This window comes from Aliihoeflea sp. (assembly GCF_052435475.1).
In the GTDB taxonomy this organism is placed as follows: Bacteria; Pseudomonadota; Alphaproteobacteria; order Rhizobiales; family Rhizobiaceae; genus Aliihoeflea.
The window spans coordinates 1-21,121 of sequence record NZ_JBQVMV010000013.1 but is presented as its reverse complement, the minus strand read 5'-3'; the positions used below and the strand labels follow the sequence as shown (position 1 = coordinate 21,121).

General features: G+C 66.2%; 16 protein-coding genes, 1 other RNA gene and 1 pseudogene. 3 read left to right on the top strand and 15 right to left on the bottom strand.

Annotated elements, in window-relative coordinates:
- The 9 genes from ftsW to mraZ are packed head-to-tail and all read right to left on the bottom strand — an operon-like array spanning nt 1 to nt 10,180.
- A complete protein-coding gene (gene ftsW, locus ACT6QU_RS14280) occupies nt 1-1,170 on the bottom strand; it encodes a putative lipid II flippase FtsW (protein WP_024588701.1) in 1,170 nt (389 codons plus the stop codon).
- The gene (gene murD, locus ACT6QU_RS14275) at nt 1,167-2,570 is read right to left on the bottom strand and encodes a UDP-N-acetylmuramoyl-L-alanine--D-glutamate ligase (RefSeq protein WP_444564752.1); all 1,404 of its coding nucleotides are present in this window, start codon (nt 2,568-2,570) and stop codon (nt 1,167-1,169) included. Before murD ends, ftsW begins: the two co-directional genes overlap by 4 nt.
- Nucleotides 2,571-2,574: 4 nt before the next feature.
- Nucleotides 2,575-3,657 (bottom strand): phospho-N-acetylmuramoyl-pentapeptide-transferase, encoded by a 1,083-nt coding sequence (mraY, locus tag ACT6QU_RS14270; RefSeq protein WP_024588703.1) that lies wholly within the window; start codon nt 3,655-3,657, stop codon nt 2,575-2,577.
- 24 nt (nt 3,658-3,681) lie between these two features.
- A complete protein-coding gene (locus ACT6QU_RS14265) occupies nt 3,682-5,127 on the bottom strand; it encodes a UDP-N-acetylmuramoylalanyl-D-glutamyl-2,6-diaminopimelate--D-alanyl-D-alanine ligase (protein ID WP_444564751.1) in 1,446 nt (481 codons plus the stop codon).
- Nucleotides 5,124-6,575, bottom strand: a complete 1,452-nt coding sequence (locus tag ACT6QU_RS14260) for a UDP-N-acetylmuramoyl-L-alanyl-D-glutamate--2,6-diaminopimelate ligase (RefSeq protein WP_444564750.1) — start codon at nt 6,573-6,575, stop codon at nt 5,124-5,126. The genes ACT6QU_RS14265 and ACT6QU_RS14260 overlap by 4 nt, the downstream gene beginning before the upstream one ends.
- A gap of 48 nt (nt 6,576-6,623) precedes the next feature.
- Nucleotides 6,624-8,348, bottom strand: coding sequence for a peptidoglycan D,D-transpeptidase FtsI family protein (locus ACT6QU_RS14255; protein ID WP_444564749.1), 1,725 nt, complete (start codon nt 8,346-8,348; stop codon nt 6,624-6,626).
- Nucleotides 8,345-8,701: a cell division protein FtsL gene (ftsL, locus tag ACT6QU_RS14250; protein ID WP_444564748.1), complete on the bottom strand. Its 357-nt coding sequence runs from the start codon at nt 8,699-8,701 to the stop codon at nt 8,345-8,347. Before ftsL ends, ACT6QU_RS14255 begins: the two co-directional genes overlap by 4 nt.
- A 1-nt stretch (nt 8,702) precedes the next feature.
- A complete protein-coding gene (gene rsmH, locus ACT6QU_RS14245) occupies nt 8,703-9,722 on the bottom strand; it encodes a 16S rRNA (cytosine(1402)-N(4))-methyltransferase RsmH (RefSeq protein WP_444564747.1) in 1,020 nt (339 codons plus the stop codon).
- The gene (gene mraZ / locus ACT6QU_RS14240; protein WP_444564746.1) at nt 9,719-10,180 is read right to left on the bottom strand and encodes a division/cell wall cluster transcriptional repressor MraZ; all 462 of its coding nucleotides are present in this window, start codon (nt 10,178-10,180) and stop codon (nt 9,719-9,721) included. Before mraZ ends, rsmH begins: the two co-directional genes overlap by 4 nt.
- 390 nt (nt 10,181-10,570) lie before the next feature.
- Here mraZ and ACT6QU_RS14235 point away from each other — a divergent pair, with 390 nt between their 5' ends.
- Nucleotides 10,571-11,686 (top strand): cystathionine gamma-lyase, encoded by a 1,116-nt coding sequence (locus tag ACT6QU_RS14235; RefSeq protein WP_444564745.1) that lies wholly within the window; start codon nt 10,571-10,573, stop codon nt 11,684-11,686.
- Nucleotides 11,687-11,727: 41 nt separating this feature from the next.
- Here ACT6QU_RS14235 and rnpB read toward each other — a convergent pair.
- The 5 genes and pseudogenes from rnpB to ACT6QU_RS14210 form a co-directional block, all read right to left on the bottom strand.
- An RNA gene (gene rnpB, locus ACT6QU_RS14230) (RNase P RNA component class A) lies at nt 11,728-12,124 on the bottom strand.
- A gap of 63 nt (nt 12,125-12,187) precedes the next feature.
- A pseudogene (locus tag ACT6QU_RS14225) lies at nt 12,188-12,532 on the bottom strand (lytic transglycosylase domain-containing protein); the annotation flags it as partial.
- A gap of 420 nt (nt 12,533-12,952) precedes the next feature.
- Entirely contained in the window at nt 12,953-13,723 is a 771-nt protein-coding gene (locus tag ACT6QU_RS14220; protein ID WP_444564744.1) for an N-acetylmuramoyl-L-alanine amidase, read from the bottom strand.
- On the bottom strand, nt 13,720-14,430 hold the full coding sequence (locus ACT6QU_RS14215; RefSeq protein WP_024588713.1) for a J domain-containing protein: 711 nt from the start codon (nt 14,428-14,430) through the stop codon (nt 13,720-13,722). The genes ACT6QU_RS14220 and ACT6QU_RS14215 overlap by 4 nt, the downstream gene beginning before the upstream one ends.
- A 164-nt stretch (nt 14,431-14,594) precedes the next feature.
- Complete coding sequence (locus ACT6QU_RS14210; protein WP_444564743.1) at nt 14,595-14,783, bottom strand: hypothetical protein; 189 nt, start codon at nt 14,781-14,783, stop codon at nt 14,595-14,597.
- Nucleotides 14,784-14,971: 188 nt separating this feature from the next.
- On the opposite strand from ACT6QU_RS14210, the gene ACT6QU_RS14205 reads away from it, so the two are divergent.
- Nucleotides 14,972-18,679 (top strand): hydantoinase B/oxoprolinase family protein, encoded by a 3,708-nt coding sequence (locus tag ACT6QU_RS14205; protein ID WP_444564742.1) that lies wholly within the window; start codon nt 14,972-14,974, stop codon nt 18,677-18,679.
- Between the two features lie 2 nt (nt 18,680-18,681).
- On the opposite strand, the gene ACT6QU_RS14200 is transcribed toward ACT6QU_RS14205, so the two are convergent.
- Entirely contained in the window at nt 18,682-20,040 is a 1,359-nt protein-coding gene (locus ACT6QU_RS14200) for a serine hydrolase domain-containing protein (protein ID WP_444564741.1), read from the bottom strand.
- A gap of 178 nt (nt 20,041-20,218) precedes the next feature.
- Between ACT6QU_RS14200 and ACT6QU_RS14195 the strand changes: the two genes are divergently transcribed.
- Nucleotides 20,219-21,052 (top strand): glycoside hydrolase family 25 protein, encoded by an 834-nt coding sequence (locus ACT6QU_RS14195; protein ID WP_444564740.1) that lies wholly within the window; start codon nt 20,219-20,221, stop codon nt 21,050-21,052.
- The last annotated feature ends 69 nt before the right edge of the window (nt 21,053-21,121 follow it).

Here is a 21,121-nt window from a genome sequence, read left to right as displayed (position 1 = left end):
TCATTCCGCCGGCGCCAGAGGCTGGGAGACGGGCTGCGCCCCGAAACCCCGACCCGAAAGAACGCTGCGCCGCTGCGGCTTCTTGCGCGACAGGGCGAGCACCATGCCCATCGAAATCGCCATCGCGATCAGCGACGAGCCGCCATAGGAGATGAAGGGAAGCGTCATGCCTTTGGCCGGCAGGAGTTGCAGGTTCACGCCCATATTGATGATCGACTGGAAGCCGAACAGGATGACGAGCCCGCTGATGGCGAAGCGCGAGAAATCGTCGCTTTCCTTTGCCGCCGCCGAGATGCCGCGCAGGACGACGAAGGCGAAGAGACCGGCGATGATCAGGCAGAGGATCAGGCCGAACTCCTCGGCAGCGACGGCGAAGACGAAATCGGTATGGCTGTCGGGCAGGATGCGCTTGACCGAGCCTTCGCCGGGACCCTGGCCGAGCCAGCCACCGCGCACCATCGCCTCGTGACCCATATCGGTCTGGTAGTTGTCGCCCTCACCGGTGAAGAACCGGTCGATGCGCCCCTGCACGTGATCGAACGAGAAATAGGCGCCCGAGGCGAAGGCGACGGCGATGCCGCCGAGGACGACGATCCACAGCCAGGGCAGACCAGCCATGAAGAACATGACGCCCCATGTCGCCACGACCAGGATCGACTGACCGAGATCGGGCTGCGCCACCAGAAGCGCCAGCACGACGCCCAGCAGCATCATGGCGAAGAGATTGCCGGGAACCGCGTTCGACCGCGCGCGCTCGGCGAAGAGCCACGCGCAGATGACCACGAAGGCCGGCTTCATGTATTCGGAGGGCTGGATGGAGATGCCCGCCAGATGCAGCCAGCGGCGAGACCCCTTGATCTCTGCCCCGACGAACAGCACGGCCACCATCATGACCAGCGATCCGACGAGCATCAGGAGCGCGAGGCGCCTGACGAGCCGAGCGTCGAGGAAGGAGACCGCGAGCATGACGATCAGCGCCGGGACCATGAAGATGATCTGGCGCGTGACGAAGTGGAAACTGTCGAGGCCGATGCGCTCGGCGACGGCCGGGCTCGCGGCGAAGGAGAGCACGACGCCGAGCAGCATCAGCGCCATGAACGCCGCCAGGAACCAGCGGTCGATCGTCCACCACCACTGCGCGACAGGACTGCGGTCGACGCGACTGATCATTGGGGAGTCCCTCCGAAAGAAACGAGCCCGTCGAGCGCCTGGACCGCGCTGCGAAAGGCCTCGCCACGAACCTCGAAATTCTTGAACTGGTCGAAACTGGCGCAGGCCGGCGAGAGCAGCACGACCGGCTCGCCGGCGCTGTCATCGGCAGCGTCGCGCGCGGCATGGGCGACAGCGGCGTCGAGCGTGCCGGCAATCTCGAACGGCGCCGCAGCGCCCAGCGTGGCGGCGAAGGCGGGCGCCGCCTCGCCGATCAGATAAGCGCGCGCGATCCGTGGGAAGAAGGCGCGCAGCGTCTCGATGCCGCCTTCCTTGGGCAGGCCGCCGGCGATCCAGTAGATGCGCGGAAAGCTCGACAGCGCCGGAGCGGCCGCCTCGGCATTGGTCGCCTTGGAATCGTTGACGAAGAGGACGCCCTTGCGCGTGCCGATGATTTCCATGCGGTGCGCAAGGCCCGGGAAGGTCGACAGGCCGGCCTGGATTTCGGCGCGCGACAGGCCGAGCGCGACGCAGGTTGCAACGGCGGCGAGCGCGTTCTGCGCATTGTGCTGTCCGCGCAGCGTGCCGATGCCGTCGAGCGAGGCGACCGTCTCGCGCCTGCCGCCCGAGGCGTGGACGAGGTCGGTGCCGGCGGCGAAGTAGCCGTCGTCGAGTTCGAGCCGCTTGGAAATGCGGATGACCTGATTGCCGGCCGCTTCGAGCCGCGCGGCGATCTGCTCGCAATGGACGTCGTCGACTCCCACGATCGCCGTCCTGCTGCCGGCGACGAGCCGTTCCTTGATCGCCGCGTAGTTCTGCATCGTGCCGTGGCGGTCGAGATGGTCGGGCGTCAGATTGAGGAGGATGCCGACGGTCGGATCGAGCGAGGGCGCAAGGTCGATCTGGTAGGAGGAGCACTCGACGACATAGTGGCGCTCAGGTGTGATCGGATCGAGCGTCATCACCGCCTTGCCGATATTGCCGCCCATCTGCGTGTCGCGGCCGGAATGAGCGAGGATGTGGGCGATCAGCGCCGTCGTCGTCGACTTTCCGTTGGTGCCGGTGATGGCGACGAGCGGCGCTTCGGGCGCGGTGCGGCGGCGCTCGCGCGCGAACAGTTCGATGTCGCCGATGATCTCGACGCCGCTGCCGCGGGCAAGGTCGACGGTCCAATGGGGCTTGGGATGCGTCAGCGGCACGCCGGGCGCGAGCACGAAGCTGGCGAAGCCGTTCCAGTCTGCCTGGCGCAGATCGCCGACGGGCACGCCCGCCGCCTGCGCGGCCTCCACGCTTTGCGGATTGTCGTCGAAAGCCGTAACGTGCGCCCCGCCCTCGACCAGCGCGCGTGCGGTCGCATTGCCCGAGCCGCCGAGCCCGAAGAGAGCGACCTTGCGATTGGCGAAGGAGCCGGCCGCGATCATGGGGTCACCGCAGCTTCAGCGAGGAAAGGCCGACGAGGGCGAGGATGACGGCGATGATCCAGAAGCGGATCACGACCTGGCTCTCCGTCCAGCCGAGCTTTTCGAAATGATGGTGGATGGGGGCCATCAGGAAGACGCGCTTGCCGGTGAGCTTGAACCAGCCGACCTGGATGATGACCGACAGCGCCTCCATGACGAAGAGGCCGCCGATGATGGCGAGGACGATCTCGTGCTTGGTGGCAACGGCGACAGTGCCTATGAGCCCGCCCAGTGCAAGCGAGCCGGTGTCGCCCATGAAGATGGCGGCGGGCGGCGCGTTGAACCAGAGGAAGCCGAGCCCGGCCCCGATGACCGCGCCGAGGATGACGGAGAGTTCGCCGGTGCCGACGACGAAATGGATCTGCAGGTAATCTGCGAAGACCGCGTTGCCCGAGAGGTACGCGATGACGCCGAAGGCGCCGGCGGCGACCATGACGGGCACGATCGCAAGACCGTCGAGCCCGTCGGTCAAATTCACCGCATTGCCCGCGCCGACGATGACGAAGGCGGCAAAGGGCACGAAGAACCAGCCCAGATTGAGCAGGAAATCCTTGACGAACGGGAACGTCAGCGAGGACGAGAACGGTGCCTCGCCGGCATTCATGATGACGAAGGTCGCAGCCCCGGCGATGAGGAATTCGACGGCAAGACGCGCCTTGCCCGAAAAGCCCATATGCGACTGCTTGGTGACCTTGAGATAGTCGTCGTAAAAGCCGATCGCGCCGAAGCCGAGCGTGACGAGCAGCACGGTCCAGACATAGATGCTGGTGAGGTTGCCCCACAGGAGCGAGGCGCCGACGATGCCGGTCAGCATCATCAGCCCGCCCATGGTTGGCGTGCCGGCCTTCTTGAAATGGGTCTGCGGCCCGTCGGCGCGGATCGGCTGGCCGCGGCCCTGACGAATGCGCAGCGAATCGATGATCATCGGCCCGAAGATGAAGACGATCAGCGCCGAGGTGATCAGCGCGCCACCGGTGCGGAAGGTGATGTAGCGGAAGACGTTGAAGGCCGAAACCTGGTCCGCCAGCGCTACGAGGAGCATCAGCATTGTTGTTCTTGTCTCCGCGTGGCCTCAGGCCGTGTGAACTTCATCCGCAGCAACGATGTCGGCAGCGGGAAACGTATCGCGCAAGGCTGTAACGAGCCTTGAGGAGCCTATGCTCTTCGACGACTTGATCATGACGACATCGCCCGCGCGCACCATGCCCATGAGCACCGGCTGCAGATCGGCGACGCTGTCGCGATGTTCGACGCGCAAACTGTCCGGCAGCGCTTCGGCGAGCGCCTTCATCTCGGGCCCGGCCAGGAGCACGACGCTGGTCGCCTGCGCATCGATGGCTTCGGCAAGGCCGGCATGCAGGTCGCGCGAATGATCGCCGAGTTCCAGCATGTCGCCGAGGACCGCAATGCGGCGGCCGTGGCCGTTGACCGGCGCGGCCTGCAGCACGTCCATCGCCGCGCGCACGGAGGCCGGGTTGGCGTTGTAGCTCTCGTCGATCAGAAGAAACTCGCCCCGGCCGTGGCTCAAGCGATGACGCGCACCGCGCCCCTCCTCCGGCGCAAGGTCGGCGAGCGCATGAGACACCTTCGCCATGTCCGCGCCGGCGAGGTAGGAGGCGGCGAGAACGGCGATGGCGTTCTGCACCATGTGCCGGCCGGGCGCACCGATCTTGGCGACGAGTTCCTCGCCGGCCATCTTGGCGGTGAAGGTCGAGCCTTCGGGCAGAAGCTTGGTCTTGACCAGCTTGAAGGTCGCGCGCGAATGCTCGCCAAACCCCCAGACATTCTCCACGCCGGCCTCGCGCGCAGCCTTCTCGAGCTGCTTGAAACGGGCGTCGTCGCGGTTGATGAGGGCGTGGCCGCCCGGCTCGACGCCCTCGAATATCTCGGCCTTCGCCGTCGCGATCTCTTCCAGATCGCGGAAGAAGCCGAGATGTGCGGCGGCGATCATGGTGACGATGGCGATGTGCGGGCGCACGAGCTTGACCAGCGGACGAATTTCATCCGGATGGTTCATGCCGATCTCGAACACGGCGTAGTCGGTCTCGGCCGGCATGCGCGCCAGCGTCAGCGGCACGCCCCAGTGATTGTTGAACGACTTGTCGGAGGCATGGACGTTGCCGACCGCCGAGAGCGCCTTGCGCAGCGCTTCCTTGGTGCTTGTCTTGCCGGCCGAACCGGTGACGGCGATGATCTTCGCCTTGGAACGCGCCCGCGCCGCGATGCCTGTCTTCGACAGGGCTTCGAGCACGTCCGGCACGACGATCATCGGCCCGTGCAGGCGGCCGAGCGCGGCCAGCTTGCTCTCCGAAACCACCAGCAGGGATGCGCCGGCCTTGATCGCCGCCGTCGCAAAATCATGGCCATCGAACTGGTCGCCCTTGATGGCGAAGAAGGCGTCGCCGGGCTGGAGCGTCCGGCTGTCGATAGCAATCCCGGTGATCCCGTCCGGCATCGTACCGACGGGCCGTCCCGCCATCGCGGCAACGAGATCGGGTGTCGTCCAAAGCAGGCTCATGCTGCGCTCTCCCTCAACGCCGCCCGCACCTCTTCATGATCGGAAAAGGGCAGTGTGACGTCGCCGACCGTCTGCCCTTCCTCGTGTCCCTTGCCTGCGACGATCAGCGTGTCGCCCTGCCCGAGCGAAGCGACCGCCTCGCGGATCGCCGTGCGCCGATCGCCGATTTCCAAGGCACCCGGCACAGCTTCCATGATTGCGGCGCGGATCGTGGCGGGCACCTCCGAGCGCGGATTGTCGTCGGTGACGATCACCCGGTCGGCGAGGCGCGAGGCGATCTCGCCCATGATCGGCCGCTTGCCCTTGTCGCGGTCACCACCGCAACCGAACACCACGACGACCTTGCCTGTCGTGAACGGGCGGACCGCGGAAAGCACGTTTTCGAGCGCCTCGGGCTTGTGCGCGTAATCGACATAGACCGGCGCGCCGGCCTTGGTGGTGCCGACGAGTTCGAGCCTGCCGGAGGCGCCTTCGAGCTTGCGCAGCGCGGCCATGGCGGTCGCAACCGGTGTGCCGGTCGCGATGCAGAGCCCGGCCGCGACGAGCGCGTTCGACACCTGGAATTCGCCGGCGAGAGGAAGGTCGACCTCGTAGATCGTGCCGTCATGGCAGATTTCGGTGCGCTGGCGGTGACGGCCGTGCTCGACGCGCTTCAGTTCGAGGAAATTGCCGGCGCGACCGACGGTCAGCACGTCGAGCCCGGCGGCCTTGCAGTCATCGATCGCCCGCGCCGACCATGGATCGTCGGCGAAGATCACCGCCGGCGCGGATTTCGGCATCAGCGTATCGAAAAGCCGCATCTTGGCGTCGAAATATTCGTTCAGCGTCGCATGGTAGTCCATGTGGTCGCGGCCGAGATTGGTGAAGCCGGCGGCAGAAAGTTTCACGCCGTCGAGGCGGCGCTGGTCGAGGCCGTGGCTGGATGCCTCCATCGCCGCGTGGGTGACGCCCTCGCCGGCGAGCTTCTTCAAAAGCTGGTGCAGCGCGACGGGATCGGGCGTCGTCAGCGAACCGTATTCGGTGAAGCCCGGCGAGATGACGCCCGTCGTGCCGATGCTGGCGGCGCCATGGCCCTCATGCGCCCAGATCTGGCGCGCGAAGCTGGCGACCGACGTCTTGCCGGCCGTGCCGGTGACGGCGACCATGGTTTGCGGCTGCGCGCCATAGAAGGCGGCGAGCGCGAGCGACAGGCTGCGGCGCGGATCGGTGGTCTCAATCAGCGGCACGCCGACCGGCACCTCGGTGCCCCGCGCGGCGAGGATCGCCGTCGCCCCGCGCGCGACCGCGTCGGAGACGAACTTCGCCCCGCTCATCTTCGCACCGTCGAAAGCGGCGAATACATAGCCCGGCTCGACCTTGCGCGAATCGAGCGCGAAGCCCTTCACCTCGATCGCGCCGGCTTCCGGCGGAACGATGGATTGGGCGGGTGCGAGGTCGGCGAGTTTCATTCGTTTCCAGTCGGATGGGTGCCGGCGGCCGTGCGCCGCGGGCGGGAATCACTGATAGGCGGCGAGCAGAGCCTCACTTTCATGGCTGAAATCTGGCTTGACGCCAAGAAGCGAGGCCGAGCGGCGCACAATGTTGCCGGCCATCGGGGCCGTGTTGAGGCCGGCCGTCGCGCCGACGCCCTGCTTTTCCGGCTTGGGTTCGTCGAGGATAGTCAGGACGATGTATTCGGGGTCGTTGAGCGGGAAACCCGCGAGGAAGGCGTTGAAGCGGATGCCGCTTACATAGCGCCCGTTGACGACCTTTTCGGCCGTTCCCGTCTTGCCGCCGACGAAGTAGCCGGGCACGTCCGCGCGGCGGCCCGAGCCGCTCTCGGTGTTGTAGCGGAACAGATAGCGCATCGCATCGCTGGTCGAGGGGTTCAGCACTTGCAGGGCCGAGCCCATCGCCTGCTCTTCCGTGCGCGGAAGGAAGGTGGGGTTGATGAGACGCCCGCCATTGAGGACCGCCGCCGTCGCCACCGCGGTCTGCAGCGGCGTCGTCGCGACACCGTGCCCGAAGGAGATCGTGATCGAGTTGATCTTCTTCCAGACGGCCGGCTGGGTGGGGCGCGCGACCTCGGGAAGTTCCGTCGTCATGCGGCTGAGCAGGCCGAGCCGGGTCAGATATTCGCGGTGCCCCTCGATGCCGAGCACGTCGACCATGCGCGCCGTGCCGATGTTGGACGAGTAGATGAACACTTCGGGAACCGTCAGCACACGGCCTTTGCCGTGGAAGTCGCGGATCGTATGGCCGCCGATGCGGATCGGCGCCGTCGCATCGAAACGGTCCGACATCTTCACGAGGCCCGAATCCAGCGCCATCGCCGTCGTGAAGCCCTTGAAGGTCGAGCCCATCTCGAACAGGCCGGCGGACATCCGGTTGAGCCGGTCCTTCTCGAGCGCATTGAACGGGTTGTTCGGATCATAGTCCGGCACGGAGGCCATGGCGATGACTTCGCCGGTCTTGGCGTTGAGTACCACGGCGCCGGCCGCGATCGCCTTGTACTTTTCCATCGCCTGCATGAGCTCGTCATGGACGATGTGCTGGACGCGCAGGTCGATCGAAAGCTTGACCGGCGCAAGATCGCCGGCGATCGCCAGTCCGCTCGCCTGAAGGTCGGCAAGGCCCTGGTCGTCGATATATTTCTCCATCCCCGCCGTGCCGCGATTGTCGACATTGACGAGGCCGAGGATATGCGAGGCCGTCGCACCGCCCGGGTAGAACCGTTTCTTCTCGGTGCGGAAGCCGACGCCGGGAATGCCGAGCGCCATGATGTCTGCCTGCTGGCGCGGCGACAATTGCCGGCGCAGCCACACGAAGCCGGCATCGGTCGAAAGCCGCTGATAGGTCTGGTTGTAGTCGAGATCGGGCAGGATCGTGCGCAGCTTCTCGATCGCCTCGTTCGGATCGACGATGCGGCGCGGCTCGGCGAAGAGCGAGGCCGACTTGATGTCGGTCGCCAGCACGAGCCCGTTGCGGTCGACGATGTCGGGACGGTTGGCCGTCACGCGCGAGGGCGGCGGGCCGCCGGCCGGCAGATCCTCGATGCCCAGATAGATGATGCGCCCGCCGATGACTGCATAGACGCCCATGAAGAGCGCGAAGGTGATGGCCATGCGCGAACGCGTGGAGCCGCCCGAACGCTTGCGGGCGCCGTCGACGACGATGGCCGCTTCGTCGGATTTGTGCGCCGAGCGCTTCAGCAGCGATGCGAGCCGGCTGACGATCCTCATTGCATGATGCTCCCGGTGGCGGTTTCGTCGATCAGCCCGTCGCCGGCGATCAGATCCTCGATCGCGAGCGGACGGCGGGGCAGGTCCGAAATGGTGGCGAACTGGTAGGGCTGGACCGGATAGAGTTGGAGCTCCTCGGAGAAGGTTTCCTTCAGCCGCTGCAGCCGCGAGGGCTGATTCAGAAGACTCCAGTCGGCGTTGAGCACGTCGATGGAATCCTTCTCGAAGGCGATCTGGCTTTGCAGCCGTCGCACTTCGGCGAGCTGGTTTTCCGCGTCGTGCTTGGTCTTGTAGGTGAAGGCGGCTGCCGAAACCATGACCACGATGAGAACGATGTCGGTGGTGCGGAACATGTCAGTGCGTCTCCTCGGCGTCGCCGATGGCTGGCAGTTTGGGCAATCCGAAAATCGAGAAATCGGCGGTTCGCGGCGCAGTCTCCGTGCGCGTCGCGGCACGAAGCTTGGCCGAGCGCGCGCGGGGGTTGGCCTCAGCCTCCGCCTCGCCGGTGGCGATGGCCTTGGCCGCGTCGGTGAAGGTCGGCGCGATGAAATGCGCTTCCGGCAGGTGCCGCGAGCCCGACGCCTTGCCGGCGCGATCGGCGATGAAGCGCTTGACGATGCGGTCTTCCAGCGAATGGAAGGTGACGACGACGAGCCGCCCGCCAGGCTTCAGCGCCCGCTCGGCGGCGAAGAGCGCACGCGCGAGCTCGCCGAGCTCGTCATTGACGTGAATGCGCAGCGCCTGGAAGACGCGCGTGGCAGGATGGATCTTGTCCTTCGGCCCGCGTCCGACGAGCGTCTGGATCGCGTCGGCGAGTTCGGCGGTGCGCGAGAACGGCCGGCGCGCGCGCTTGTCCTCGATCATGCGGGCGATGCGGCCGGCCTGGCGTTCCTCGCCGAGGAAGCCGAAGACGCGGGCGAGATCGCCGAGCTTGTATGTGTTGACGATGTCCGCCGCGCTCGCGCCCTTGCCCGACATGCGCATGTCGAGCGGGCCGTCATGGCGGAAGGAGAAGCCGCGCTCGGCCTCGTCGATCTGCATGGAGGAGACGCCGATGTCGAGCACGACGCCGTCGACATTTCCATCGACATACTCGTCGAGTTGCGAGAACGGCCCCTCGACGAGCCGAAGGCGGCCGGAAAATTCCGCCTCCATCGCGCGGCCGGCCGCGATCGCGGTCGGGTCGCGGTCGATGGCGACGACGTTGGCGCCGGCTTCGAGCATGGCGCGGGTGTAGCCGCCGGCGCCGAACGTGCCGTCGATGATCGTCTGGCCGGCCTCGATGCACAGCGCATCCAGCACCTCGGCCAGGAGGACCGGAATGTGACGGGCCGGTCCGCCACCGGCACCCTCGTCGCCGGGGCCCGCCATCATTCCGATTCTCCGTTCCGATTGGCCGCTGCGGCCTGCCTGAGCTTCAGACGCGCCCGCACGGCCTCGCCATGCGCCTTCAGCCGCGACGGCTCCCACATCTGGAAAAATGTGCCCCGGCCGACAAAGGCCACTTCCGCCTCGATGCCGGTATGTTCGCGCAGGAAATCCGTGACCGTGATCCGCCCGTCCTGGTCGAGCTTCAGGAACGCGCCATCGCCATGGCAGAAGAAGGACATGTCGTCCGCCGTCTGGAGAAACGGGTCCTCCAGCGCGATCCGCTCCTCGTAGCGGTCGAGAAGGTCGAGCCCGCCCACATCCAGCGCCGGCACGTCCAGCGCCCGCAGGGCATAGAGATCGCCATAGCCGCGCTTCTGCACGACGGCCCGGAAATGCGCCGGGACCGACACCCGGCCCTTCGAATCGATTCGGTTGATCGCACTGGAAAGAAATCGGTCCATCAGCCGGCTCGCCGAAAAGCGGCGCGCTCATATCGCGCTGGATGGCCCAATTCGCAGTCTCCCCTGTCGCCCCCGTCCGCGCGTCGAATGCCAGGAAACGAGCGCAGGTCCGGGCGAATGCGGCGGACCTGGAGAACGCTCGAACTGGGACTGAAACGACCGCTGGATTGGCTTTCAGGGATATCATGGGCTGTTATGGGCGTCAACGGGATTAGGTCTTTCACGAGCGCCCGAAGCCGCCTGTTTCGAGGGGATTCGGGCCAATCTCGTTTATGCTCCATTAAGCCTAATGAAACGTTTACCGCGCGATGACGCGCACCCTTCGCGAGCCTTGCGAATCCGCGCCAGCGGCTCTAGCGTCCCGGCCCTGCCTGAAGCCAAGGACCGATGATGACCGACGACATTTCGCACCGCGCCGCCGCCCTTTCCCATCTTCGCCGCGGCAAGCTCGAAAAGGGCGATCCGGTCGCACTGCCGCTGACGATGGCGTCTATGTTCCACCTGCCCGGCGCACCAGCGGGGTTCGCGCAATATGGGCGGTTTTCGAACGACACCTGGGAGGCGGTCGAGGAGCTGCTTGGCCATCTGGAGGACGCGCCTGCGCTGGGCTTTCCCTCCGGCATGGCGGCCATCGCGGCAGCCTTCTTCGCGACGCTCAAGGCGGGCGACAAGATCCTGCTGCCGTCCGACGGCTACTACACGACGCGCGTTTTGACCGAGCGCTTTCTGGCGCGCCTCGGCGTGACCTACGAGACGCGCCCAACGGCGACGTTCCTCGATGGCGGCTTCGACGGGTTCAGGCTGGTGTTTCTGGAAACGCCGGCCAATCCGGGCCTCGATCTTTGCGACATCAAGGCCGTGGCGGACGCGGCTCACAAGGCCGGCGCGATCGTCGTCGCCGACAACACCACCATGACCCCGCTCGGCCAGCGCCCACTCGACCTCGGCGTCGACATCGTCATCGCCTCGGACACCAAAGCGCCGAACGGGCATTCGGACGCGCTGTTCGGCCATGTGGCGAGCCGCAACCCGGAAATCATGCAGGCCGTCTCGGATTGGCGAAAGCTTGCCGGCGGCATTCCCGGCCCGTTCGAGGCCTGGCAGGTCCATCGCGGCCTCGAAACCCTCGACGTCCGCTTCCAGCGCATGTGCGACACGGCCGAATTCCTGGCGGAAAAGCTGCACGGGCGCGATGACGTGAAAGCGCTGCGCTATCCGGGCCTGACCGGCGACCCGTCGCACAACCTCGCCCGCGCGCAGATGCTGCGCTTCGGCTTCCTGATCGGGCTGACGCTCGATAGCGAGGCGAAGGCAGAGGGCTTCATCGACGGCTGCGCGCTGCTCCAGCCCGCGACCTCGTTCGGCGGTGTCCATTCCTCGGCCGAGCGGCGCGCGCGCTGGGGAGATGCGGTCGATTCGGGCTTCATCCGGCTGTCGGTCGGCTGCGAGCCGGCGGGCGAACTCTGGCGCGCGATCGAGGCCTCGCTCGACGCGCAGCGAGGCTGATTCGGTTTCGCAGGCAACGCCCGCAAGCCATTGATAGAAAAAGTGTCAGTCGGCCTGTAAGCCGGGTTTTGTATGGCCTCGACACCCGAGGGCGCCGAAACGTGGCGGCCATTCTTCTGGGACGCGTCTTGCGACGCGCCTCAAGCAACCAACCCGGACGGCCGGGCCGGAAATGCCCTGAGGGTTGCCCCTCGCGCCGTCCCTATTCGGTTTTGCTCCCGGTGGGGTTTGCCATGCCGCTCCCGTTGCCGGCAGCGCGGTGGGCTCTTACCCCACCCTTTCACCCTTGCCGAACCCCGAAGGGCGCGGCGGTCTGCTCTCTGTTGCACTTTCCCTGGGGTTGCCCCCGCCGGCTGTTAGCCGGCACCGTTCTTCCGTGGAGCCCGGACTTTCCTCCCCGCAAGGCAAGCCTCGCGAAGCGGCCGCCCGGCCGACTGACCGGGCGTATAAAGGATGGCGGCGCTGAAAATTCAACCGAATTCGGCGCCTGTCCCTAGGTGATCAGGCGCCTGCCATGATCTTCTGGACCTTGGCGCAGTAATTCGCCGAGATCGGGTTCATGCGCTTGGCGCCGTGGCCGGCATTGTATTTGAGGATCGTCCCGCACGTCGTGCCATCGCCGACCGACTGCGCCTTGGCGAGATATTTCATGCCGAAGCGAATGTTCGTCTCCGGATCGTAGAGCCCCTTGGCACTGCCCGAATAGCCCATCATCCGCGCCGTCGCCGGTTTGATCTGCATCAGCCCGACCTCGCCCGCACGGCCGGTGACATTCGGACGATAGTTGCTCTCGACGCGGATCACCGCATGGGCGAGCGCCGGCGGAACGCCGTGCTCGGACGCGTATTTTGCGACGATGCCAGCGAACTTGGCGTCGGTGATCGCGGCTGCCTTGGCTTTTCCGCCTTCGGTCGCCTCATCGGCGGCGATGGAACCGGTGGTCTGGGGATCGACGCCCGGCAGGCCGTTTTCAGGCGTCTGGCCGGTCTGGGCAAGGCCCGCATGGGCCTTCATGGCGTGCAGGTCGGTTTCGGCAAGCGAATAATTGGCAAAGGAGGTCATTCCGGCGGCAAGAGCCACCGCCGCAAGGGTCAGCTTCGTCATGAGTTCCTGTGTGATGTCAGCGCCGTGCCGCGTGCACGACTGGTGGTCGGGTGGGGCTGGCGAATGCCGCCCCGGCGTCTGCATGGATGCGCAATTGCGGGCCGAACCCGCCGCAAAGATGACCCGGCGAATCACAAACCGTTTCAGGGCGTCATGAAGAAGTCAGCGCGACGCGAGACCCGCCGGCAGCGCGGAGAGAAGGCGATGCAGTGTTTCGATCGTCGAGCGGTCGGCGACGCCGTCGACGCGGACCTGCCGGAAATGACGCTGGAACGCCTCGACGACGCGCTTCGTCTGGTCGTCGAAGACGGCGTTGATCTCGGCATCATAGCCGTAGAGCGCCAGCATGGACTGCAGCGCCTCGACCGGCTCGCCCCTGTCGCCGGCGGCAAGGAACCTGCCGCCCTGGACGCTCGAGGGAGCAACGTAATGACCGACCCCTGCCGCAGCCAGTTCCTCCCACGGAAAACGTTCGCCCGGATCGACCTTGCGGCCCGGCGCGACGTCGGAATGGGCCAGCACCCGTTCCGGCGTGATCGCGTGCCGGTCGACGACGTCACGGCAGAGCGCGATGACGGCTTCGATCTGCACGTCGGGAAAGGCCGGCAGCCCGCCATCATGGCCCGGATTGACGATCTCGATCCCGATCGAGCAGGAATTCATGTCGCGGCAGCCGCGCCAGAAGGACTGGCCCGCGTGCCAGGCGCGATCGGTCTCGCGCACCATCTGCACGACGCGCCCGTCCTCATGGACGATGTAATGCGATGAAACTGAACTTGCCGTATCGCACAACCACGCTTCCGCCCCCTCGCCGCTCGGCATTCCCGTATAGTGCAAGATCAGGCTGTCGACCGGAACCTCGTCGCGGCGCGGCCCGAAATTCGGCGACACGCGGGGCTCGGCCAGGGCGTAGTCGACGACGAAGCCCGTCATGCGTGCATCCGCTGGCGCTCGATCATTTCGAATGCGGCATTGATGGCGGCCAGACGCGTGGTGGCGATCGCCACGAACTCTTCCGGCACGCCGCGGCCGATCAGGCGATCGGGATGGTTTTCAGCGACGAGCTTGCGATAGGCGCGGCGAACCTCGTCGAAGGGCAGATCCGCCGGCAGTCCCAGGACGAGGTAGGGGTCGCTGTCGGCGCCGAACGTATGCCGCGCCAGGATGCGCTCGAAATGCGCGCTGTCGATTTCGAAGATATCCGCCACGTCGCCGAGGAACGAAAGTTCCCGCTCGTGGATGTAGCCGTCTGCCTTGGCGATGTGGAACAGCCCGTCGAGAATGTCTTCCAGCATGGCGCAATTGGGATGCCCCGAACCGCACAACGCAGCCATCTGTCGCGCATAGGCGTCGAAGCCGGCGACGTCCTGCTTGGCGAGATCGTAAAGCCGCGCGACATTGCGCGCCTCCTCGTCCGGAATCTCGAAGATTTCCTGGAACGCATTGACTTCGCGCGCACTGACGATGCCGTCGGCCTTGGCCATCTTGGCCGAAAGCGCGATCATCGCGATGGAAAACGCGACGCGGCGGCGAAGTTCGGGATCGGTTGCGAATATCGAGCGGATGGTGTCGGCAAGCGAGGTGAGCGCGTTCGACGAAACGCGCGATACAAAATCTCCGAGGCGGAACCAGATCGACATCGATTCCGGTTTTACGAAGTATGGAGCGCCTTGGCGACCCCAGATTGCAGAGCGCCCCGCGGCCAAACGGCACAAAAAGGGCCGGCGAAAGCCGACCCGCGAATTCTAGCTAAAGAAAGGGGGCCGGCGAAGCCGACCCCCTGAGGATAGTCCGAAAAGGCTGCTTATTCAGCCGGGGCCGGAGCCATGCCATCCGTAGCGGGCGGCGTGGTCGTGTCGGCCGGAGCCGCTGCCGGGTCCTCGGTCGTCATCGGGGCGCCCGTGTCAACCGCTGCCGGATCTTCGGCGTCGGTGCAGGCAGCAAGACCCATCAGGGCCAGACCGGAAACGGAAGCAAGAATGATCTTCTTCATTTGGATTTCTCCTTCTCTCATTGGCGCCCGCCGTAGCAGGCGTTCGGGATAAAAATGCCTGGGAGGAGCGATCGTTTCATAACGTTGAATGACTCGGTGTTACAGCGCCTGTTAATGCACGCGCCCTGACGTTGCCCGCCGCACGAAAGCCGACTACCACCAAAACCGGAACCAAGAGGGAGACGGTCATGCAGGGTGCGAAGTCTGGGCAGGGTGCGAAGTCGGGACGCTGGGATTTCTGGATCGACCGTGGCGGCACGTTCACCGACGTCATCGGCCGCGACCCCGACGGCAATCTGCACCCGCGCAAGCTGCTCTCCGAAAACCCGGAAGCCTACCGTGACGCCGCCATCCAGGGCATCCGCGACCTGATCGGCGTGGAGAAGGGCGAGCCGATCCCCGCCGGGCGCATCGGCGACATCAAGATGGGAACCACCGTCGCGACCAATGCGCTCTTGGAGCGCAAGGGCGACCGTGTGCTGCTGCTCATCACCAAGGGTTTCCGCGACGCGCTCCGCATCGCCTACCAGGCACGGCCCGACATCTTCGCCAAGGAGATCATCCTTCCCGAACAGCTTTACGAACGCGTGGTGGAGGTCGAGGAACGCGTGCGCGCGGATGGAACGGTCGAGGCGCAGCCCGACCTCGGCTCCGTCGAGGCGGAACTTGCCAAGGCCCGCGCCGACGGGTTCGACGCCGTTGCGGTCGTCTTCATGCATTCGTGGAAGTTCCCGGCACACGAGGAAGCGGTGGCGGGTCTTTGCGAGAAGGCCGGCTTCGGGCAGATTTCGGTGTCGAACCGCGTCTCGCCGCTGATGAAGCTCGTCGGCCGCGGCGACACGACGGTGGTCGATGCGTATCTCTCGCCGATCCTGGCGCGATACGTGGCGCAGGTCGCTGGTGAATTGGGTGCGACGCCCGAGAGCATGATCTCCCCCCCTGAGGAAGAGATGGCCGGCAGGCCAGAGGGGGGTGCCTCGGACCAACCGCCCCGCCTCATGTTCATGATGTCCTCCGGCGGCCTCACCGCCGCCGACAAATTCCAGGGCAAGGACGCGCTTCTATCCGGCCCCGCCGGCGGCGTCGTCGGCATGGTCGAGACCGCGAAGCTCGCCGGTTTCGACAAGGTCATCGGTTTCGACATGGGCGGCACGTCGACCGACGTCGCCCATTATGACGGCGAATATGAGCGCGCCTTCGACACGGAAGTCGCGGGCGTGCGCGTGCGTGCGCCGATGATGCGCATCCACACGGTTGCCGCAGGCGGCGGCTCGATCCTGCATTTCGAGGCCGGACGCTTCCAGGTTGGACCGGATTCGGCCGGCGCCAATCCCGGCCCCGCCTGCTATCGGCGCGGCGGCCCGCTTGCCGTCACCGACGCGAACGTCATGCTCGGCAAGCTCGTGCCCGATTACTTCCCGGCGATCTTCGGCCCCCACCAGGATGAGCGTCTCGACACGGACGTCGTCACCGCCCGCTTCGTCGAACTCGCCAGCCAGGCCGGCGACGGCCGCACGCCCGAAGCGGTGGCCGAAGGCTTCGTCACCATCGCGGTCGAGAACATGGCGAACGCCATCAAGAAGATCTCCGTCCAGCGCGGCTACGACGTCACCGAATATCTGCTTAACTGCTTCGGCGGCGCCGGCGGACAGCACGCCTGTCTCGTCGCCGACGCGCTCGGCATGGAGGCGGTGCTCGTCCACCCCTTCTCCGGACTGCTCTCGGCTTATGGCATCGGCCTCTCCTCCGTCTTCGCCTCGCGCCAGCAGGCGCTGGTCAAGCCGCTGAGCGACGCCTCGCGCGACGAGATCGACGCGACGATCGACGATCTGCGCAAGGCCGTGTTCGCCGAACTTTCCGAACAGGGGATAAGCGAGGCGGACCTGTCCTGGCGACCGATCCTTCAGATCCGCTATGACGGCACCGATACCGCCCTTCCCGTTCCCTTCGACGGCTCGCTCGATACGGCGCGCAAGGATTTCGAGGCCGCGCACAAGGCGCAGTTCGGCTTCGTCTACGACAACAAGCCGATGGTCGTGGAGGCGATCAGCGTCGAGGGGCAGGACGCCCGCCCGGCCGGCCGCGACGAGGCCGACGTCGCGATACATGATGCCAACGCCTCGACCGACGAGCGCCGGCGCATGTTCTGCGAAGGCGCCTGGCACGAGGCAGGCGTTTATCGCCGCGAGGGGCTGGCGCCGGGCAACCGTGTCGCCGGGCCGGCGCTGATCATCGAGAGCCACCAGACCATCGTCGTCGAGCCGGGCTGGCAGGCCCAGATCACCGCCAAGGATCACGTCCTGATGCGCCGGGTGGAGAAGAAGCGCCGGCAGGCCGCGCTCGGCACCGAGGCCGACCCGGTGATGCTGGAGGTCTTCAACAACCTCTTCATGTCGATCGCCGAGCAGATGGGCGTGACGCTGCAGAACACCGCCTATTCGGTCAACATCAAGGAACGGCTCGACTTCTCCTGCGCCGTCTTCGACCGCACAGGCGCCCTCGTCGCCAATGCGCCGCACATGCCGGTGCATCTGGGCTCGATGGATCGTTCGGTCGAGACGATCATCCGTCTCAACGAGGGCGACATCCATCCCGGCGACGTGTTCGCGCTGAACGCGCCCTATAATGGCGGAACGCACCTGCCCGACATCACGGTGGTCACGCCGGTGTTCGACGCTGCAGGCAAGGAAATCCTCTTCTATTCCGCCTCGCGCGGCCACCATGCCGATGTCGGCGGAACCGCGCCCGGTTCCATGACGCCACTGGCGACCACGGTCGACGAGGAAGGCGTGCTGTTCGACAATTTCCGCATCGTCGAGCGTGGCCGGTTCCGCGAAACGGAACTGCACGACCTTCTGACCGACCACCCCTACCCGGCCCGCAACCCGCACCAGAACATCGCCGACCTGAAGGCGCAGATCGCCGCCAACGAAAAGGGCGTCGCCGAAGTGCGCAAGATGGTGACCCATTTCGGGCTCGACGTGGTCGAGGCCTATATGGGCCACGTGCAGGACAATGCGGCCGAAAGCGTCGCGCGCGTGCTGGAACGGCTGCCCGACGTGTCGGAATACGAATACCCGACCGACACCGGCCAGGCGATCAAGGTGAAGATCACCGTCGACCGCGACAAGCGCGAGGCGACGGTCGACTTCACCGGCACGTCCCCCGTGATGAAGAACAACTTCAATGCGCCGGAGCCTGTCGCGCGCGCGGCGGTGCTCTATGCGTTCCGCGTGATGGTCGAAAACAACATCCCGATGAATGCGGGCTGCCTGCGCCCGATCAACATCATCATCCCCGATGGCTGCATGCTGCGGCCGAGCTACCCGGCAGCCGTCGTCGCCGGCAATGTCGAGACTTCGCAGCACGTGACGAATGCCATGTTCGGCGCGATGGGTGCGCTCGCCAATGCCCAAGGCACGATGAACAATCTCACCTTCGGCAACGCGCAGTATCAATATTACGAGACGATCTGCTCCGGCTCGCCAGCCGGCCGCATGAATGACGGACGGGGCTTTGGCGGCACGTCGGGCGTCCATACCCACATGACCAACTCGCGCCTCACCGATCCCGAAGTCCTGGAACTGCGCTTCCCCGTCCTGCTCGAGGATTTCCACATCCGCGACGGGTCCGGCGGCACCGGCAAATGGAACGCCGGCAACGGCACGCGCCGCACCATCCGTTTCCTCGAACAGATGGAATGCGCCATCCTCTCCTCCCACCGCTCCCACCCGCCCCGCGGCGTCGCGGGCGGCGGCGACGGGAAGGTCGGCAGGACCGAAGTCCGCCGCCTGTCGGGCGAGGTCGAGACGCTGAAGGCCTGCGACCAGACCGTGCTCGAAGCCGGTGAAGCCGTGATCGTAACAACGCCTACGGCGGGCGGGTTCGGGCGGTAGCGCTACTCCCCGGCTGCAACCAGCGCCGCGATCATCGGTGCCGGCGAATAGTCGAGGCTGGACGGCGTGAGGCCGAGGCGCAGGACGATCAGCCCGCTCGACGGGATGATCGCCATCGACTGGCCGTCATGGCCGCGAAGCCAGTAGGTGTCGGCCGGCAGGTCCGCCTGGCGGCCGCGCTCGGGCCCGGCGAGCCAGAGCTGGCCGCGTCCGTAGACGCCATCGGAGGCGGGCGCGGCTTCGCGCATCCAGTCGACATAGCCGGCGGGCAGGATCTGTTCGCCGTTCCATTCCCCGCCCTGAAGCAGGAACTGACCGAAGCGCGCCCAGTCACGCGCGTTGGCGTAGAGATAGGACGAGCCGACGAAGGTGCCGCGCGCGTCGGTTTCGAGCACGGCGCTGTCCATGCCGAGCGGCGCAAAGAGCGCGCGGCGCGGCCAGCCGAGCGCCTGTTGGGGATCGTCGAAACGGTCCTGCCAGAGCCGCGACAGAAGCACGCTCGTGCCGCTCGAATAACTGAAATCCTCGCCATGCGGGTGGATGAGCGGCTTCGCGGCGGCGAAGCCAGCCATGTCGGGCTCGAGATAAAGCATACGCGTGACATCGGCGACGGCGCCGTAATCCTCGTTGAACTCCAGTCCGCTCGACATCGCCATCAGGTCGGCGAGCGTGATCGCGCTCCGGTCGTCGGACCAGTCGGCGCGCAGCGCGTCGGCGTCACGCGCCAGACGATCGTCGAGCGTGCCGAGGATGGCGGCGGTGACGGTCTTGGTCATCGACCAGCCGAGAAGCGGCGTGTCGGCCGAAAATCCCTCGCCATAGCGCTCGCCGACGATGCGCCCGTCGCGTACGATGACGACCGCTCGCATGCCGGGACCGACCAGATCGGAATCGTCGAGGATCGCGGCGACGGCGGGATCGGCGACGGTGACCGCTCCGCCGTGCGGCCATTGTGCGGCATCGTCGCGCGCGACCGGCTCCATCTCGGCCGCCGCGCCGAGCGCTGGAACGCGCTCGGTTTCGCCGACTGGGACGCTGGCGCAACCCAGCCCCTCGCGGTGGACGGCCTGGTTGCGTCCGAAGACGCCGAGAAGCGCGGCGGATACGACCTCGCGCTCGCGGTCGACATCGATGTCGATAAAGCCTAGCAGCGGGTGACCGGGTGCCTGCACGTCGACGGCCAGGACCTCTTCTGGATCACGGCCCGCGATGAAGACGTTCGAGCAAACCATCTTCGCCGAATAGCCGGTGCCGACGCGGATCAGGTCCGGCGGCGCGAAAAAGAGCCACCCGGCCAAAGCGGCGACCGCGACGAGAACAAGGACGAGCGCGCCCTTCAAAAGCTTCACCACCAGCCGCATCCGAATCCTCCCCGCAGGCATTGCGCCGCGAATTCATCGCGTCGGCGAATGGAAAGCAAGTGTTGCCGCAAGGTCATCGCGCGGCGGAAGGGGCGCCGTTAACGTGCCCTCAACCATGTGAGCCCGATCTTTCGCGGATACGAATCGCCGGCGCCGTCCGGCCAGCCCCGGATTTTTCATGCGCGCACTCATCGCAGCCCTCCTCGCCGCAACACTAGCCGGCTGCTCCTCGACCGGGCTCGACCTCGCCGCGATCGCGCCGACGGCCGCAAATGCCTCGCCGGCGGCGATGGCAGTCGATGCGCCGGTGATGGTCACCCATCCGCGCTTCGGCGACCGCAAGCCGACGGACTGGAAGGGCAAGACGCCTTGGTCCTATGCGGTCCACGGCACCGACGTTTCGCGTTACCAGAGCGACATCGACTGGCCGACCGCCAAGGCGTCAGGAATTTCATTCGCCTTCATCAAGGCGACAGAGGGCGGCGACCGGGTCGATCCGATGTTTGCGCAGAACTGGGCCGCGACGCGTGCGCACGGCGTTCCACGCTCGGCCTACCATTTCTACTATTTCTGCCGCCCGGCGATCGAGCAGGCGCAGTGGTTCATTCGCAACGTGCCGAAGGAAGCAGGCACCCTGCCTCACGTCCTCGACATGGAGTGGAACCACCTCTCGCCATCGTGCAAGCTTCGGCCGAACTGGCAGGTCGTCCATCGCGAGATGAAGGTCTTCCTCGACGCGATCGAGCGGCATTACGGCCAGCGGCCGATCATCTATACCTCGGTCGATTTTTACGAGGACAACCGGCTTTCCACCTTCAAGGGCTACCATTGGTGGCTGCGCTCGGTCGCCGCACATCCGCACGACCGCTATGAGGGCGAGAACTTCCTGTTCTGGCAGTATACGGGCACCGGAATCGTGCCCGGCAAAAAGGGCGACGCGGACATCAACGTCTTCAACGGCTCCGTGCGCCAGTGGCGCGACTGGGTGGCGAGGAACTCGTCGACGAGTTGAGGAGCTCGGTCGGCGGGGTCAGGGCGGCGCGGGTGCCCCCCCCGGGCGGGCGGGGCGAAGCCCCCCGGG

Bases quoted from the DNA above. Each gene is read 5' to 3' on its own strand.
- murD (WP_444564752.1), bottom strand. From the start codon at position 2,570: ATGATCGCGGCCGGCTCCTTCGCCAATCGCAAGGTCGCTCTCTTCGGG.
- ACT6QU_RS14205 (WP_444564742.1), top strand. From the start codon at position 14,972: ATGCAGGGTGCGAAGTCTGGGCAGGGTGCGAAGTCGGGACGCTGGGAT.
- ACT6QU_RS14215 (WP_024588713.1), bottom strand. From the start codon at position 14,430: ATGTCGATCTGGTTCCGCCTCGGAGATTTTGTATCGCGCGTTTCGTCG.
- ACT6QU_RS14260 (WP_444564750.1), bottom strand. From the start codon at position 6,575: ATGAAACTCGCCGACCTCGCACCCGCCCAATCCATCGTTCCGCCGGAA.
- ACT6QU_RS14200 (WP_444564741.1), bottom strand. From the start codon at position 20,040: ATGCGGCTGGTGGTGAAGCTTTTGAAGGGCGCGCTCGTCCTTGTTCTC.
- ACT6QU_RS14235 (WP_444564745.1), top strand. From the start codon at position 10,571: ATGACCGACGACATTTCGCACCGCGCCGCCGCCCTTTCCCATCTTCGC.
- ACT6QU_RS14265 (WP_444564751.1), bottom strand. From the start codon at position 5,127: ATGAGCCTGCTTTGGACGACACCCGATCTCGTTGCCGCGATGGCGGGA.
- ACT6QU_RS14195 (WP_444564740.1), top strand. From the start codon at position 20,219: ATGCGCGCACTCATCGCAGCCCTCCTCGCCGCAACACTAGCCGGCTGC.
- ftsW (WP_024588701.1), bottom strand. From the start codon at position 1,170: ATGATCAGTCGCGTCGACCGCAGTCCTGTCGCGCAGTGGTGGTGGACG.
- ACT6QU_RS14220 (WP_444564744.1), bottom strand. From the start codon at position 13,723: ATGACGGGCTTCGTCGTCGACTACGCCCTGGCCGAGCCCCGCGTGTCG.
- mraZ (WP_444564746.1), bottom strand. From the start codon at position 10,180: ATGGACCGATTTCTTTCCAGTGCGATCAACCGAATCGATTCGAAGGGC.
- rsmH (WP_444564747.1), bottom strand. From the start codon at position 9,722: ATGATGGCGGGCCCCGGCGACGAGGGTGCCGGTGGCGGACCGGCCCGT.
- ACT6QU_RS14210 (WP_444564743.1), bottom strand. From the start codon at position 14,783: ATGAAGAAGATCATTCTTGCTTCCGTTTCCGGTCTGGCCCTGATGGGT.
- mraY (WP_024588703.1), bottom strand. From the start codon at position 3,657: ATGCTGATGCTCCTCGTAGCGCTGGCGGACCAGGTTTCGGCCTTCAAC.
- ftsL (WP_444564748.1), bottom strand. From the start codon at position 8,701: ATGTTCCGCACCACCGACATCGTTCTCATCGTGGTCATGGTTTCGGCA.
- ACT6QU_RS14255 (WP_444564749.1), bottom strand. From the start codon at position 8,348: ATGAGGATCGTCAGCCGGCTCGCATCGCTGCTGAAGCGCTCGGCGCAC.